Annotated in this window: 12 protein-coding genes and 2 tRNA genes; 7 read left to right on the forward strand and 7 right to left on the reverse strand. The window is 72.9% G+C overall.

Annotated elements, in window-relative coordinates; genetic code table 11:
• The 3 genes from ACV530_RS20005 to ACV530_RS20015 all read left to right on the forward strand — a co-directional run bounded on the left by ACV530_RS20005 (nucleotide 1) and on the right by ACV530_RS20015 (nucleotide 2,401).
• A tRNA-Met gene (locus tag ACV530_RS20005) sits at nucleotides 1–74 on the forward strand.
• 257 nt (nucleotides 75–331) lie between these two features.
• The gene (locus tag ACV530_RS20010) at nucleotides 332–2,266 is read left to right on the forward strand and encodes a tetratricopeptide repeat protein (protein WP_494333912.1); all 1,935 of its coding nucleotides are present in this window, start codon (nucleotides 332–334) and stop codon (nucleotides 2,264–2,266) included.
• A 61-nt stretch (nucleotides 2,267–2,327) separates the two neighbouring features.
• Nucleotides 2,328–2,401: transfer RNA gene (locus tag ACV530_RS20015), tRNA-Met, on the forward strand.
• Between the two features lie 50 nt (nucleotides 2,402–2,451).
• On the opposite strand, the gene ACV530_RS20020 is transcribed toward ACV530_RS20015, so the two are convergent.
• Nucleotides 2,452–2,868 (reverse strand): Fur family transcriptional regulator, encoded by a 417-nt coding sequence (locus ACV530_RS20020; RefSeq protein WP_494333913.1) that lies wholly within the window; start codon nucleotides 2,866–2,868, stop codon nucleotides 2,452–2,454.
• 133 nt (nucleotides 2,869–3,001) lie between these two features.
• On the opposite strand from ACV530_RS20020, the gene ACV530_RS20025 reads away from it, so the two are divergent.
• Nucleotides 3,002–4,504 (forward strand): catalase, encoded by a 1,503-nt coding sequence (locus ACV530_RS20025; protein WP_494333914.1) that lies wholly within the window; start codon nucleotides 3,002–3,004, stop codon nucleotides 4,502–4,504.
• 59 nt (nucleotides 4,505–4,563) lie between these two features.
• On the opposite strand, the gene ACV530_RS20030 is transcribed toward ACV530_RS20025, so the two are convergent.
• Nucleotides 4,564–4,959 (reverse strand): CBS domain-containing protein, encoded by a 396-nt coding sequence (locus ACV530_RS20030; RefSeq protein ID WP_494333915.1) that lies wholly within the window; start codon nucleotides 4,957–4,959, stop codon nucleotides 4,564–4,566.
• A gap of 153 nt (nucleotides 4,960–5,112) precedes the next feature.
• Nucleotides 5,113–5,907, reverse strand: a complete 795-nt coding sequence (gene hisN / locus ACV530_RS20035; RefSeq protein WP_494333916.1) for a histidinol-phosphatase — start codon at nucleotides 5,905–5,907, stop codon at nucleotides 5,113–5,115.
• 147 nt (nucleotides 5,908–6,054) lie between these two features.
• On the opposite strand from hisN, the gene ACV530_RS20040 reads away from it, so the two are divergent.
• A complete protein-coding gene (locus ACV530_RS20040; protein WP_494333917.1) occupies nucleotides 6,055–6,675 on the forward strand; it encodes a TetR/AcrR family transcriptional regulator in 621 nt (206 codons plus the stop codon).
• A 4-nt stretch (nucleotides 6,676–6,679) separates the two neighbouring features.
• Here the strand turns inward: ACV530_RS20040 and ACV530_RS20045 are convergent, their stop codons facing one another.
• The 4 genes from ACV530_RS20045 to ACV530_RS20060 all read right to left on the reverse strand — a co-directional run bounded on the left by ACV530_RS20045 (nucleotide 6,680) and on the right by ACV530_RS20060 (nucleotide 10,202).
• Entirely contained in the window at nucleotides 6,680–7,003 is a 324-nt protein-coding gene (locus tag ACV530_RS20045) for a DMT family transporter (protein ID WP_494333957.1), read from the reverse strand.
• 88 nt (nucleotides 7,004–7,091) lie between these two features.
• Entirely contained in the window at nucleotides 7,092–8,099 is a 1,008-nt protein-coding gene (gene rsgA / locus ACV530_RS20050) for a ribosome small subunit-dependent GTPase A (RefSeq protein ID WP_494333918.1), read from the reverse strand.
• 16 nt (nucleotides 8,100–8,115) lie between these two features.
• Nucleotides 8,116–9,462: a 3-phosphoshikimate 1-carboxyvinyltransferase gene (aroA, locus tag ACV530_RS20055; RefSeq protein ID WP_494333919.1), complete on the reverse strand. Its 1,347-nt coding sequence runs from the start codon at nucleotides 9,460–9,462 to the stop codon at nucleotides 8,116–8,118.
• A 29-nt stretch (nucleotides 9,463–9,491) separates the two neighbouring features.
• Nucleotides 9,492–10,202: a M50 family metallopeptidase gene (locus tag ACV530_RS20060; protein ID WP_494333920.1), complete on the reverse strand. Its 711-nt coding sequence runs from the start codon at nucleotides 10,200–10,202 to the stop codon at nucleotides 9,492–9,494.
• Nucleotides 10,203–10,345: 143 nt separating this feature from the next.
• On the opposite strand from ACV530_RS20060, the gene ACV530_RS20065 reads away from it, so the two are divergent.
• A complete protein-coding gene (locus ACV530_RS20065) occupies nucleotides 10,346–11,164 on the forward strand; it encodes an SOS response-associated peptidase (RefSeq protein WP_494333921.1) in 819 nt (272 codons plus the stop codon).
• A gap of 43 nt (nucleotides 11,165–11,207) precedes the next feature.
• Nucleotides 11,208–11,837, forward strand: a complete 630-nt coding sequence (locus ACV530_RS20070) for an alpha/beta hydrolase family protein (RefSeq protein WP_494333922.1) — start codon at nucleotides 11,208–11,210, stop codon at nucleotides 11,835–11,837.
• Nucleotides 11,838–11,904 lie beyond the last annotated feature (67 nt).

Consider the following 11,904-nt stretch of genomic DNA (forward strand, 5'->3'; position numbering starts at 1 on the left):
CGCGGGGTGGAGCAGCTCGGTAGCTCGCTGGGCTCATAACCCAGAGGTCGCAGGTTCAAATCCTGTCCCCGCTACTCAAGGACAAGGCCCGGAGTCTCGTACTCCGGGCCTTGTCGTATGTCAGGGCGTATGTCGGGGGCGTATGCCGGGCGGACACACCCCGGATCAGTGTTCGCATCGGACGCCACGCTGCTCTGTGCGGGTTGTGTGGGGGGCTTTTGATTAGAGTTTGGGGCACCGCTGTGTCGGGAAGTCGGGAAGTCGACAAAACGCTGAAGTGACCTCACTGGCTGCGGTAATCCTGGTGTACGCAGGTTGCGGGAGTGCGACGATGGGACTCATGGGGGACAAGACGAGGCTGGTGGAGGCACGTCGGCTTGCCGCCGCTCCCGGTCACGGGAGCGACCAGAGCAGCTCTGACCCGGCGTCAATCGGCGCGCAGGCGACCGGTCCCACGCAGAACCCCGCCGCCGCCGAGGCGGCCGACCTCGAACTCGAAACCGCCCGCCGCCGTGCCATGGAGACCGGCGACCCCGCGGCCTTCAGCATGCTCGGCGCCCTCCTGCTGCGCCGGGGCGACCTCGACGGCGCCGAGCGCCATCTGCGGGCCGCGACGGCGGAGGGGGACCGCTCCGCGGCCAACAACCTCGGCGTCCTGCTCCACCAGAAGGGGTACGCCGACGAAGCGGCCGCCTGGTGGCGCGTCGCCGCGGTCGCGGGGTCCGCGGCGGCCGCGCACGCGCTCGGCCGCTACCACCGCGAGCGCGGCGACGAGCCGGCCGCCGAGTACTGGCTGCGCCAGTCCGCCGAGTCCGGGCACGCGCTCGGCGCGTACGCCCTCGCCGACCTGCTGGAGCACCGCAGCGACGTGGGCGCGGAGCGCTGGTTCCGCTCCGCTGCCGAGCGGGGGCACCGCGAGGCGGCGTACCGCCTGGCGCGCATCCTCGATGGCCGGGCACCCGGCGCCGCGAGAAGCGCCGGGCCCGGCGGGATCGCCGCGAGCCTCGGCCCGTCCACCGGCACCCGGTACCCGTCCGTCGGCGGCGGCGACACCTCCGTCCGCGACCTGCGGGCCGCGGCGGCGGGCCGGGGCGTGGCCGCCGAGGCCGAGCAGTGGTACCGGCAGGCCGCGGCCCGCGGCCACCGCCGCGCCGCCCTGCACCTCGGCACCCTGCTCGAGGGGCGCGGCGAGACCAAGGAGGCCGCGCGCTGGTACCTGACCTCCGCCAAGGACGGGGAGTCGCGGGCGGCCTGCGCCCTGGGCTTCCTGTTCCGCGACGCCGGTGACACCGAGAGCGCCGCCGTGTGGTGGCGCCGCGCCGCCCAGGACGGCGACGGCAACGCCGCCAACGCCCTGGGCGCCCTGCACGCCGACCGCGGCGAGACCCAGCAGGCCGAGCGCTGGTACCGGACGGCGCTGGAGGCAGGGGACGTCAACGGCGCGTACAACCTGGGCCTGCTCTGCGCCGAACAGGGGCGCACCGCGCAGGCCGAGCAGTGGTACCGCCGCGCCGCCTACGCCGGGCACCGGGAGGCAGCCAACGCGCTGGCCGTGCAGCTGCTCCAGGTCGGCGACGCGGCCGGGGCCGAGCCGTGGTTCTCCAAGGCCGCCGAGGCGGGCAGCGTCGATGCCGCGTTCAACCTGGGCATCCTGCACTCCGGCAGGGGCGAGGAGCGGGCGGCGTTCCAGTGGTACGAGCGGGCCGCCGCCGCCGGGCACATCGACGCGGCCCTCCAGGTCGCCATGGTCATGCTGCGCGAGGGCGACGAGGGGGCGGCCGAGCGCCATCTGCGGGTCGCCGCGCGCGGGGGCAACGCGGAGGCCGCCTTCCGGCTGGGCGCACTCCTCGACCGCGAGGACGGGCCGGCCGACGAGTGCGAGGAGTGGTACACCCGGGCCGCCCGGGACGGCCACCGGCGCGCCCAGGTGCGGCTCGGGATGCTCGTCGCCGAGCGCGGTGACGTGGTCGAGGCCGCCCGCTGGTACCGCGAGGCGGCCGAGGCGGGCAGCCGCAACGGGGCGTTCAACCTCGGGCTGCTGCTCGCCCGGGAGGGCAGCGAGCCCGAGGCGGCGCTGTGGTGGACCCGGGCCGCCCAGGCCGGTCACGGGCGCGCGGCGCTGCGGCTCGCGCTCCTGGCGGCGCGGCGGGGCGACCTGGCGGAGGGTCAGCTCTGGTGCGCCCAGGCCGTCGAGTACGGCCCGGCGGAGGTGGCGGAGCGGGCCGCGCGGCTGCGGGACGCGCTGCAGCAGGAGCTCTCGGCGTGAGACCGGTGCCGTAAGCCGTTTGCGCGTCTTCCCGTGCTGGGGTTACAGTTGGTCTCACCGACGCGGGGTGGAGCAGCTCGGTAGCTCGCTGGGCTCATAACCCAGAGGTCGCAGGTTCAAATCCTGTCCCCGCTACTCAAGACGAAGGCCCGGATCCTCGAGGATCCGGGCCTTCGTGCTGTGCGCTATTCCGTCGAGCAGTCGGGGCAGACGCCGCGGTAGGTCACCTCGACCCCGGAGACCTGGAAGCCGAAGCGTTCCGCCGCCGGAAGGTCGCCGAGGAGGTCCCCGGCGGGGTGGACGTCGCGGATGGTGCCGCACCGGGAGCACACCAGGTGCTGGTGCGCGTGGTGGGCGTTCGGGTCGTAGCGCTTGGCGCGCCCGTCCGTGCTCACCTCGAGGACCTCGCCCAGGGTCACCAGCTCCCCGAGCGTGTTGTAGACGGTCGCGCGGGAGATCTCCGGCAGCCGCTCGGCCGCCTTGGCATGCACCTCGTCGGCGGTGTAGTGCACGTGGTCCCCGTCGAGAACCTCGGCGACGACGCGCCGCTGCGAGGTCAGCCGCCATCCGCGGCCTCGGAGCCGTTCCAGCAGGTCACTCATGCCATTCACCCATCAGTCAGATAGCACCAGCGTAGCAGTGGGCCTCGTCCACCCATGGAACCCATATTTATATCTAGCTCATCTTGACTTAGACATAGTCCAATGTAAGACTCGGCCTCGGTTCAGGCCAGGGATGCAGGACGAGATGACGGAGGCGCACGTGTCGGTTCAGGACGAGGCCAAGGTGACTACGGGCCCGCTGACCACGGAGTCCGGCGCTCCGGTCGCGGACAACCAGAACAGCGAGACCGCGGGCGTCGGCGGCCCGGTCCTGGTGCAGGACCAGCTGCTGATGGAGAAGCTCGCGCACTTCAACCGCGAGCGCATCCCGGAGCGCGTCGTGCACGCCCGTGGTGCGGGTGCGTACGGCACCTTCACGGTGACCGCGGACGTCACGCGGTACACGCGGGCGAAGTTCCTCTCCGAGGTGGGCAAGCAGACCGAGACGTTTCTGCGCTTCTCCACCGTGGCGGGCAACCTGGGTGCCGCGGACGCGGTGCGCGACCCGCGCGGCTTCGCGCTGAAGTTCTACACCGAGGAGGGCAACTACGACCTCGTCGGCAACAACACCCCGGTCTTCTTCATCAAGGACGCCATCAAGTTCCCGGACTTCATCCACACCCAGAAGCGCGACCCGTACACCGGCTCGCAGGAGGCGGACAACGTCTGGGACTTCTGGGGGCTCTCGCCCGAGTCCACCCACCAGGTGACCTGGCTGTTCGGCGACCGCGGCATCCCCGCCTCGTACCGCCACATGAACGGCTACGGCTCGCACACCTACCAGTGGAACAACGAGGCCGGCGAGGTCTTCTGGGTCAAGTACCACTTCAAGACCGACCAGGGGATCAAGAGCCTCATCCAGGACGAGGCCAACAAGCTGGCCGGCGAGGACCCGGACAGCCACCAGCGCGACCTGCGCGAGGCCATCGAGCGCGGTGAGTTCCCGAGCTGGACCGTGCAGGTGCAGATCATGCCCGCGAAGGACGCGGCCGCGTACCGCTTCAACCCGTTCGACCTCACCAAGGTGTGGCCGCACGAGGACTACCCGCCGATCGAGATCGGCCGGCTCGAGCTCAACCGCAACCCGGAGAACATCTTCGCCGAGGTCGAGCAGTCGATCTTCTCGCCGGCGCACTTCGTGCCGGGCATCGGCCCGTCCCCGGACAAGATGCTCCAGGGCCGTCTGTTCGCCTACGGCGACGCGCACCGCTACCGCGTCGGCATCAACGCCGACCACCTGCCGGTCAACCGCCCGCACGCCACCGAGGCCCGGACGAACAGCCGGGACGGCTACGCCTACGACGGCCGCCACGGCCGGTCGAAGAACTACGAGCCGAACAGCTTCGGCGGCCCGGTCCAGACGGACCGTCCGCTGTGGCAGCCGGCCCCCTTCACCGGGGCGAGCGGCAACCACGAGGCTCCGTCGCACGCCGAGGACAACGACTTCGTCCAGGCGGGCAACCTCTACCGGCTGATGTCGGAGGAGGAGAAGGAGCGCCTCATCGACAACCTGGCGGGCTTCATCGCCAAGGTCTCGCGGGACGAGATCGCCGAGCGGGCGATCGGCAACTTCCGCCAGGCCGACCCCGACTACGGCAAGCGGCTGGAGGCCGCGGTCCAGGCCCTGCGCGGCTGACGCCCTTGCCGTACCAACCGAAGAGGCCGGACGCCACAGGGCTCCGGCCTCTTCGGCCGTCACCGGCTCAGCGCGTGCTCGCGGGCCGGTGCCCAGCAGCGGATGATGTCGCGCACCGACACCACGCCCACGACCTCGTGGCGGTCGAGGACGATCAGGTGCCGGAAGCCGCCGGACGTCATGGCCGCCGCGGCCTCGTCGAGGGTCCAGCCGGGGGCCGCGAAGACGACGTCGGTCGTGGTGTGGTCGCGCGCGTCCTCCCGGTCGGGATCGAGCCCGTTCCCGACCGCGTTGAGGATGTCGCGCTCGGTCAGGATGCCGGGACCGCCCGAGTCGGGGTCGAGGACGACCGCCGCGCCGACGCCGCGCGCGGACATCAGCCGGGCCGCCTGCCGGAGCGTGTGCGCGGGGCCGATGGTGAGCACCATCGAGGTCATGGCGTCGCGGACGAGCATGGGCCACCTCCGTCGTGACTGTGCGTCGGATATGACGGGTCGTCATCACGGGTTTTCACAAGTTCACAAGTGTGGCGGCCTTCATCGTCACACGATGCCGGGGCAACGACAAGGGGTGCGTACCGGGATTCCCGGTACGCACCCCCTTCGCGGTCACTTCCGCAGGTAGCCCAGCAGTTCGTCGTGGAGCAGGCCGTTCGAGGCGGCGGCGTTGCCGCTGTGCGGCCCCGGACGTCCGTCCAGGCCGGTGAACCGGCCTCCGGCCTCCTCGACGATGACGGCGTTCGCCGCCATGTCCCACAGCGACAGCTCCGGCTCCGCGCAGATGTCCACCGAGCCTTCGGCGACCATCATGTACGGCCAGAAATCGCCGTAGCCCCGCGTGCGCCAGCACGCGCGCGTCAGGTCCAGGAAGCCCGGGAGCAGCCCCCGCTCCTCCCAGCCGGAGAGCGAGGAGTACGCGAACGACGCGTCCTCGATCCGCTCGACCCGCGAGGCCTGGAGCCGCGTCGCCGACATCAGGCTGCGCCCGGTGTAGGCGCCCGCGCCCTTCGCCGCCCACCACCGGCGCCCGAGCGCGGGTGCCGACACCACGCCGACGACCGGCTGGTAGGCGCCGTTCTCGTACACGGTCAGGGAGATCAGCGTGGCCCAGACCGGCACGCCGCGGACGTAGTTCTTGGTGCCGTCGATCGGGTCGACGATCCAGCGGCGCGGGCCGGTGCCCTCGCTGCCGAATTCCTCGCCGAGTACGGCGTCGCGCGGGCGCGCCCGCTGAAGCTGGCCGCGGATCAGTTCCTCGGCGGCCTTGTCGGCCTCGCTCACCGGTGTCATGTCCGGTTTGGTCTCGACCTTCAGGTCGAGGGCCTTGAACCGGTCCATGGTGGCCGCGTCGGCGGCGTCCGCAAGGACATGGGCCAGTCGCAGATCATCGTGGTAGTCGGACATGCCAGGCACACTACCCGCGTCGGTGTGCTCATCGGTCGGGCCACGCTCGCGACGCAGGACCTCTTGACACCGTGTGGCGACGCGTCAATTCTGTGGCAGCAACGGGTCAGCAATACTCGTGCGGACCGTACGGCCGGGGAGGCGACGATGCCCGCGGCACGAGAACTCCTGCTGGACGCGGCCTTCGCGGCGCTCGGCACCCGGCCCTGGCACGGGGTCCGGATGGTCGATGTCGCCGCCGCGGCCGGGGTGTCCCGGCAGACCCTCTACAACGAATTCGGCAGCAAGGACGGCCTCGCCCGGGCCCTGGTGCGGCGGGAGGCGGACGCCTTCCTCGCCGGGGTGGAGCGCTCCCTGGCCGATGCCGCCGCGCGGAGCGGCGCGGACGCGGGGGAGTGCTGCGCGGCGGCCGCCGCCTGGACCCTGCGCGCCGCCCGTACGAACCCGCTCGTCCACGCCGCGCTCACGGGGTGCCGCGGGGAGCGGCTGCCGGCCCAGGCGGTCCCGGCCGTGCCCGCGCCGCGTACGCCGCCCGCGGCGGCGCGGGGCGCCCCGTCGCCGCCGGTGCTGATGGACCGCATGTGCGAGAGCGCCACCGCCGCGGTCAGACTGACCGGCGAGCCGGCGGAGCCGGATGTGACGCGGCTGGCCTGTGAGATCGCGGTACGGGTGACGCTGTCCTACGTGGTCTGCCCGGCGGCGTCCGACGGGGAGGCGGCGAAGCATGTCGCCCATGTGGTCCGCGCCCTCCTGGACCACAGGACCTGAGGAATCAGTGCGCCGAGCCGGAGAGCTGGAGGCCGATCACGCCGACGATCACGAAGGAGATCGAGACGAGCTTGAGCGTGGAGACCAGGTCGCCGAGGAAGACCATGCCGTAGATCGCGGTGCCGGCCGCGCCGATGCCCGTCCACACCGCGTACGCCGGGCCCACGTCGAGGCGTCTGAGCGCGAGCGTCAGCAGGCCGAAGCTGCCGAGCGCGAAGCAGGCGAAGGCGATCGTCGGCCAGAGCCGGGTGAAGCCGTGCGAGAGCTTCAGGCAGACGGCGAAGCCGGTCTCCAGCAGACCGGCGACCACGACCAGCAGCCATGCCATCGGATTGCCTCCCGTGTCGACGACCGCCCCGCCCGTCCCGGGCATGCTGATGCCCTTGCCAGCGGCGGTCATTCGCAAACGTAGGCGATCAGTCGCCTTCGCGCCGCTCGCGGGTGGCGAGCAGGCGGCGCAGGGAGTACAGCCGCTGGGGATCGGCGTGCCCGTCCTCGACCCACTGGTCGAGCGCGCAGTCCGGCTCGTCGTGGCTGCACGCGCGCGGGCAGTCCTCCGTGCCGGGCTCGAGGTCGGGGAAGGCGTGGATGACCCGCGAGGGATCGATGTGGTGCAGCCCGAAGGACCGTACGCCCGGGGTGTCGATGACCCAGCCCGAACCGCCCGGCAGGGGCAGCGCCAGGGCCGAGGTGGTGGTGTGACGGCCGCGGCCGGTGACGGCGTTCACCCGGCCGGTGGCCCGCTGCCGGTCCGGGACCAGGGCGTTGACGAGGGTGGTCTTGCCGACGCCGGAGTGCCCGACGAACGCGGTGACCCGCCCGGCCAGCCGCTCGCGCACCCGCTCGGCGGCATCGCCGTCGGCCAGCTCCAGCCGGTTGGTGACCACGTACGGCACGCCCAGCGCCCCGTACGACGCCATCAGGGTCTCGGCCGGGGCCAGGTCCGACTTGGTCAGTACGAGCAGCGGTTCCAGGCCCGCGTCGTACGCGGCGACCAGGCAGCGGTCGATCAGCCGGGGGCGCGGCTCGGGGTCGGCCAGGGCGGTGACGATCGCCAGCTGGTCGGCGTTGGCGACCACGACCCGCTCGAACGGGTCGGTGTCGTCGGCCGTCCTGCGCAGCACCGAGCGGCGCTCCTCGACCCGGACGATCCGGGCGAGCGTGTCCTTGTCGCCGCTCAGGTCGCCCACCACGGCGACCTGGTCGCCGACCACGACGCCCTTGCGGCCGAGCTCGCGCGCCTTCATGGCGATGACGATGCGGTCCTCGACGAGGACGGTCAGACGGCCCCGGTCGATGGTGATGACGAAGCCCTCGGCGGCGTCCTCGTGCTTCGGGCGGATGCTGGTCCGCGGCCGGTTGCCCTTGCGGTTGGGGCGGACTCGGACGTCGTCCTCGTCGGTGTGCTTGCCATAGCGGCGCATGGGTCGTCCAGGTCTCTCAGGTTCTCGGCACCGCTGTCGCTCCCGCGGCTGATCCGAGCATCCCGGCCCACAGCCCCGGGAAGTCGGGGAGGGTCTTGGCGGTGGTCGCGACGTTCTCCACCTGCACACCGGGGACGGTGAGGCCGATGACGGCCGCGGCGGTGGCGAGCCGGTGGTCCTCGTAGGTGTGGAAGACGCCGCCGTGCAGGGGGCGCGGGCGGATGCGCAGGCCGTCGGCGGTCTCGGTCACGTCGCCGCCGAGCTCGTTGATCTCCTTGGCGAGCGCGGCCAGCCGGTCGGTCTCGTGCAGTCGCAGGTGGGCGATGCCGCGCAGCTCGGACTCGGAGTCGGCGAGCGCCGCGACGGCGGCGATCACCGGGGTCAGCTCGCCGACCTCGTGGAGATCGGCGGAGATGCCGTGCACGCGGCCGGTGCCGGTGAAGGTCAGCCCGGCGTCGGTCAGTTCGCAGGTTCCGCCCATGGCGGTGAAGATGTCGCGCAGCGCGTCACCGGGCTGGGTGGTGTGCTCGGGCCAGTCCGGGACGGTGACCCGGCCGCCGGTGACCAGGGCCGCCGCCAGGAACGGCGCGGCGTTGGACAGGTCGGGCTCGACGACGATGTCGCGGCCGAGGAGCGCGCTGGGCGAGACCCGCCAGACGTCCGGCTCGCCGCCCGACTCCGGCGTGTCCACCTGGGCGCCGGCCGCCCGCAGCATGTCGACCGTCATCCGGATGTGCGGCATGGACGGCAGCTCGCCGCCCACGTGCCGCACCTCGACGCCCTGGTTGAAGCGCGGCCCCGACAGCAGCAGGGCGCTGACGAACTGGGACGACGAGGACGCGTCGATCTGCACCGGCCCGCCGTCCAGGGCGCCCGCGCCGTGGACGGTCAGCGGCAGTGCGCCGCGGTCGTTGTCGTCGATACGGGCGCCGAGGGCGCGCAGCGCGTCGATCACGCCGTGCAGCGGGCGCTCGTGGCTGCGGGGGTCGCCGTCGAAGCGGACGGGGCCGTCGGCGAGCGCGGCGACGGGCGGCAGGAAGCGCATGACCGTGCCCGCGTTGCCCACGTCGACCGTGGCGGGGCCGTGCAGCCGGGCGGGGATGATGCGCCAGGCCTCGCCGGTGCCGTCCGGGCCTACGCCCTCCTCGATGCCGACGCCCATGGCGCGCAGCGCCTCGGCCATCAGCAGGGTGTCCCGGGAGCGCAGCGGACGGCGCAGCCAGCCCGGCTCGGCGGCGAGCGCCGCGAGGACGAGACCGCGGTTGGTGACCGACTTGGAGCCGGGCACGGTGACGGTCGCGTCGACGGCTGAGGTCGCGGCCGGGGCGGGCCAGAGGTCGGTGTGCGCAGGGCTCTCGGTCATGCCCTCAACCTTAGTGGCTCGTTTCCGGGTCACACTCCGAGCAGCCAGCGGCCCCCGGCGGCCAGCGAGGCCAGCGACACGACGTGGAACAGCAGCAGCCACATGGCGGGCGGGATGCCGGTCAGGCGGGCCAGCTGGTCCGCGTCCGAGTCCCCGGCACCGCCCCGGCGCCGCTTGTGCTGGAGCTCGAAGGCCGGGCGGATGCCGCCGAGCAGCAGGAACCAGACCACCCCGTAGCCGAACACCGCCTGCACCTCGGCGTCGGCCAGCCAGGAGACCAGGACGAACGCTGCCCCGGCGACCACCACCGTCAGCACGCCGTACGCGTTGCGGATCATCACCAGCATCGCGGCGAGCAGCGCGGCGGCGCCCCACAGCAGTGCGGTGGTGTGCCCGGCCGCCAGCAGCGCGGCCCCGGCGAGGCCCAGCAGGGAGGGCGCGGTGTAGCCGGCGGCGGCGGTGAGGATCATGCCGAGGCCGGTCGGCTTGCCGCGCGAGACGGTCAGCCCGGAGGTGTCGGAGTGCAGGCGTATGCCGCTCAGGCTGCGGCCGGTGAGCAGGGCCACCAGCGCATGGCCGCCCTCGTGGGCGATGGTGATGGCGTTGCGGGTGACCCGCCAGACACCGTGCGGGGTGACGGCCGCGAGCGCGACCAGCGCGGTGACGATCACCGTCCAGTGGGACGGGGCGGGCTGGGTGCCGAAGACGCGGTCCCACAGGGTGGTGGCGGTGGTGTCCATGCGTGAGCCGCTTTCCTCGTGCGCGTGCGTTGGTCGTCCCTGCTGAGGGACGGCCGGGACCGGGCCATGGTTCCCCACAAGGCGTGACACCTGAGGCAGCATGGGCGTACGGGGAGTGAGCCGAAAGGGGAGGTGCCCGAACGATGTGCGGGCGGTATGCGTCGAGCCGGAGGCCGGAGGATCTGGCCGGGCTCTTCGAAGTGGAGCTGTGGGAGCCGGAGGAGACTCTGGCCCCCGACTGGAACGTGGCCCCGACCAAACAGGTCCACGCGGTGCTCGAGCGCCCGCTCAAGGGCTCCGGGGACCCGCGGCCCGTACGGCAGTTGCGCACCCTGCGCTGGGGACTGGTGCCCTCGTGGGCCAAGTCCCCGGACGGCGCGGCCCGGATGATCAACGCCCGGGCGGAGACCGTCCACGAGAAGCCCTCCTTCCGGCGGGCCTTCGAGGCCCGCCGCTGTCTGCTGCCCGCCGACGGCTACTACGAGTGGGTCACCGGCGCCGAGGAGCGCGAGCTCGAGGAGAAGGGCCGCCGCAAGCGCCCGCGCAAGCAGCCGTACTTCGTCCTGCCCGCCGATGGCTCCGTGATGGCGATGGCCGGGCTGTACGAGTTCTGGCGGGACCGCACGCTGCCGGACGACCACCCGGACGCCTGGCGCGTGACGTGCTCGGTGATCACGACGGAGGCCGACACCGAGCCGTTCGCGGGGGAGGGGCACGAGGGCGGACCGTGGTCCCTGGCCGCGATCCACCCCCGGATGCCGCTCGTCCTCCCGCCCGACCGGTGGGCGGCGTGGCTGGATCCGGCGCACACGGACCCCGAGGAGCTGCGGGCGCTGCTCACGCCGCCGCCCGCCGGGCGGATGCGGGCCTACCCGGTCGCGACCGCGGTCAGCGACGTCCGCAACAACGGTCCCGAACTGCTCGCCGAACTCGAGGCGCCCGAGGAGGCGACGCTGTTCTGAAGGCGGCGCTGTTCTGAAGAGTGTGGGACGGCAGGATGGGCCCGTGACCGTAGAGACAGTGGAAACCCCCGGCGGGGACGCGCGCGTTCACTGGCACCCGGCCCCCGCGAAGCCGCGGCTCGTGCTCGCCCTCGGGCACGGCGCGGGAGGGGGCATCGAGGCCCGGGACCTCGCGGCGCTCGCCGCCGCCCTGCCCCCGCACGGCATCACCGTCGCGCTCGTCGAACAGCCCTGGCGCGTCGCGGGCCGCAAGGTCGCGCCCGCGCCCCGCGTCCTGGACGAGGCCTGGTGCGCCCTGTGGCCGGCGCTCACCGCCCCCGGCGTGCCCGTCGTCGCGGGCGGCCGCAGCGCGGGCGCGCGCGTGGCCTGCCGGACGGCCGGTGACCTGGGCGCGGTCGCCGTGCTCGCGCTGAGCTTCCCGCTGCACCCGCCGGGCCGCCCGGAGAAGTCCCGCGCCGACGAGCTGCTCGGCACCGGCCTGCCCACCCTCGTCGTGCAGGGTGCCCGTGACCCGTTCGGGCGCCCCGAGGAGTTCCCGTCCGGCACCGCCCCGGTCCCCGTGCCCGGCGGCGATCACGGGTTCGCCGTGCCGAAGAAGGCGGACGTCACCCAGGAGGACGCAATGACCGTGCTCACGGACGCCGTTCTGACCTGGCTGGACGAACGGGAATGACACACGCGGTACGGGTGTTGTGTCAGTCGTAGTCACGTACCGGCACATGACAAAGGAATGGGAGATC

The sequence above is a fragment of the Streptomyces sp. SX-6 genome (assembly GCF_059089585.1).

What these genes read in the sequence shown, in the direction of transcription:
- ACV530_RS20010 (WP_494333912.1), top strand. Translation starts at nt 332, where the DNA reads ATGGGACTCATGGGGGACAAGACGAGGCTGGTGGAGGCACGTCGGCTT.
- ACV530_RS20020 (WP_494333913.1), bottom strand. Translation starts at nt 2,868, where the DNA reads ATGAGTGACCTGCTGGAACGGCTCCGAGGCCGCGGATGGCGGCTGACC.
- ACV530_RS20025 (WP_494333914.1), top strand. Translation starts at nt 3,002, where the DNA reads ATGCAGGACGAGATGACGGAGGCGCACGTGTCGGTTCAGGACGAGGCC.
- ACV530_RS20030 (WP_494333915.1), bottom strand. Translation starts at nt 4,959, where the DNA reads ATGCTCGTCCGCGACGCCATGACCTCGATGGTGCTCACCATCGGCCCC.
- hisN (WP_494333916.1), bottom strand. Translation starts at nt 5,907, where the DNA reads ATGTCCGACTACCACGATGATCTGCGACTGGCCCATGTCCTTGCGGAC.
- ACV530_RS20040 (WP_494333917.1), top strand. Translation starts at nt 6,055, where the DNA reads ATGCCCGCGGCACGAGAACTCCTGCTGGACGCGGCCTTCGCGGCGCTC.
- ACV530_RS20045 (WP_494333957.1), bottom strand. Translation starts at nt 7,003, where the DNA reads ATGGCATGGCTGCTGGTCGTGGTCGCCGGTCTGCTGGAGACCGGCTTC.
- rsgA (WP_494333918.1), bottom strand. Translation starts at nt 8,099, where the DNA reads ATGCGCCGCTATGGCAAGCACACCGACGAGGACGACGTCCGAGTCCGC.
- aroA (WP_494333919.1), bottom strand. Translation starts at nt 9,462, where the DNA reads ATGACCGAGAGCCCTGCGCACACCGACCTCTGGCCCGCCCCGGCCGCG.
- ACV530_RS20060 (WP_494333920.1), bottom strand. Translation starts at nt 10,202, where the DNA reads ATGGACACCACCGCCACCACCCTGTGGGACCGCGTCTTCGGCACCCAG.
- ACV530_RS20065 (WP_494333921.1), top strand. Translation starts at nt 10,346, where the DNA reads ATGTGCGGGCGGTATGCGTCGAGCCGGAGGCCGGAGGATCTGGCCGGG.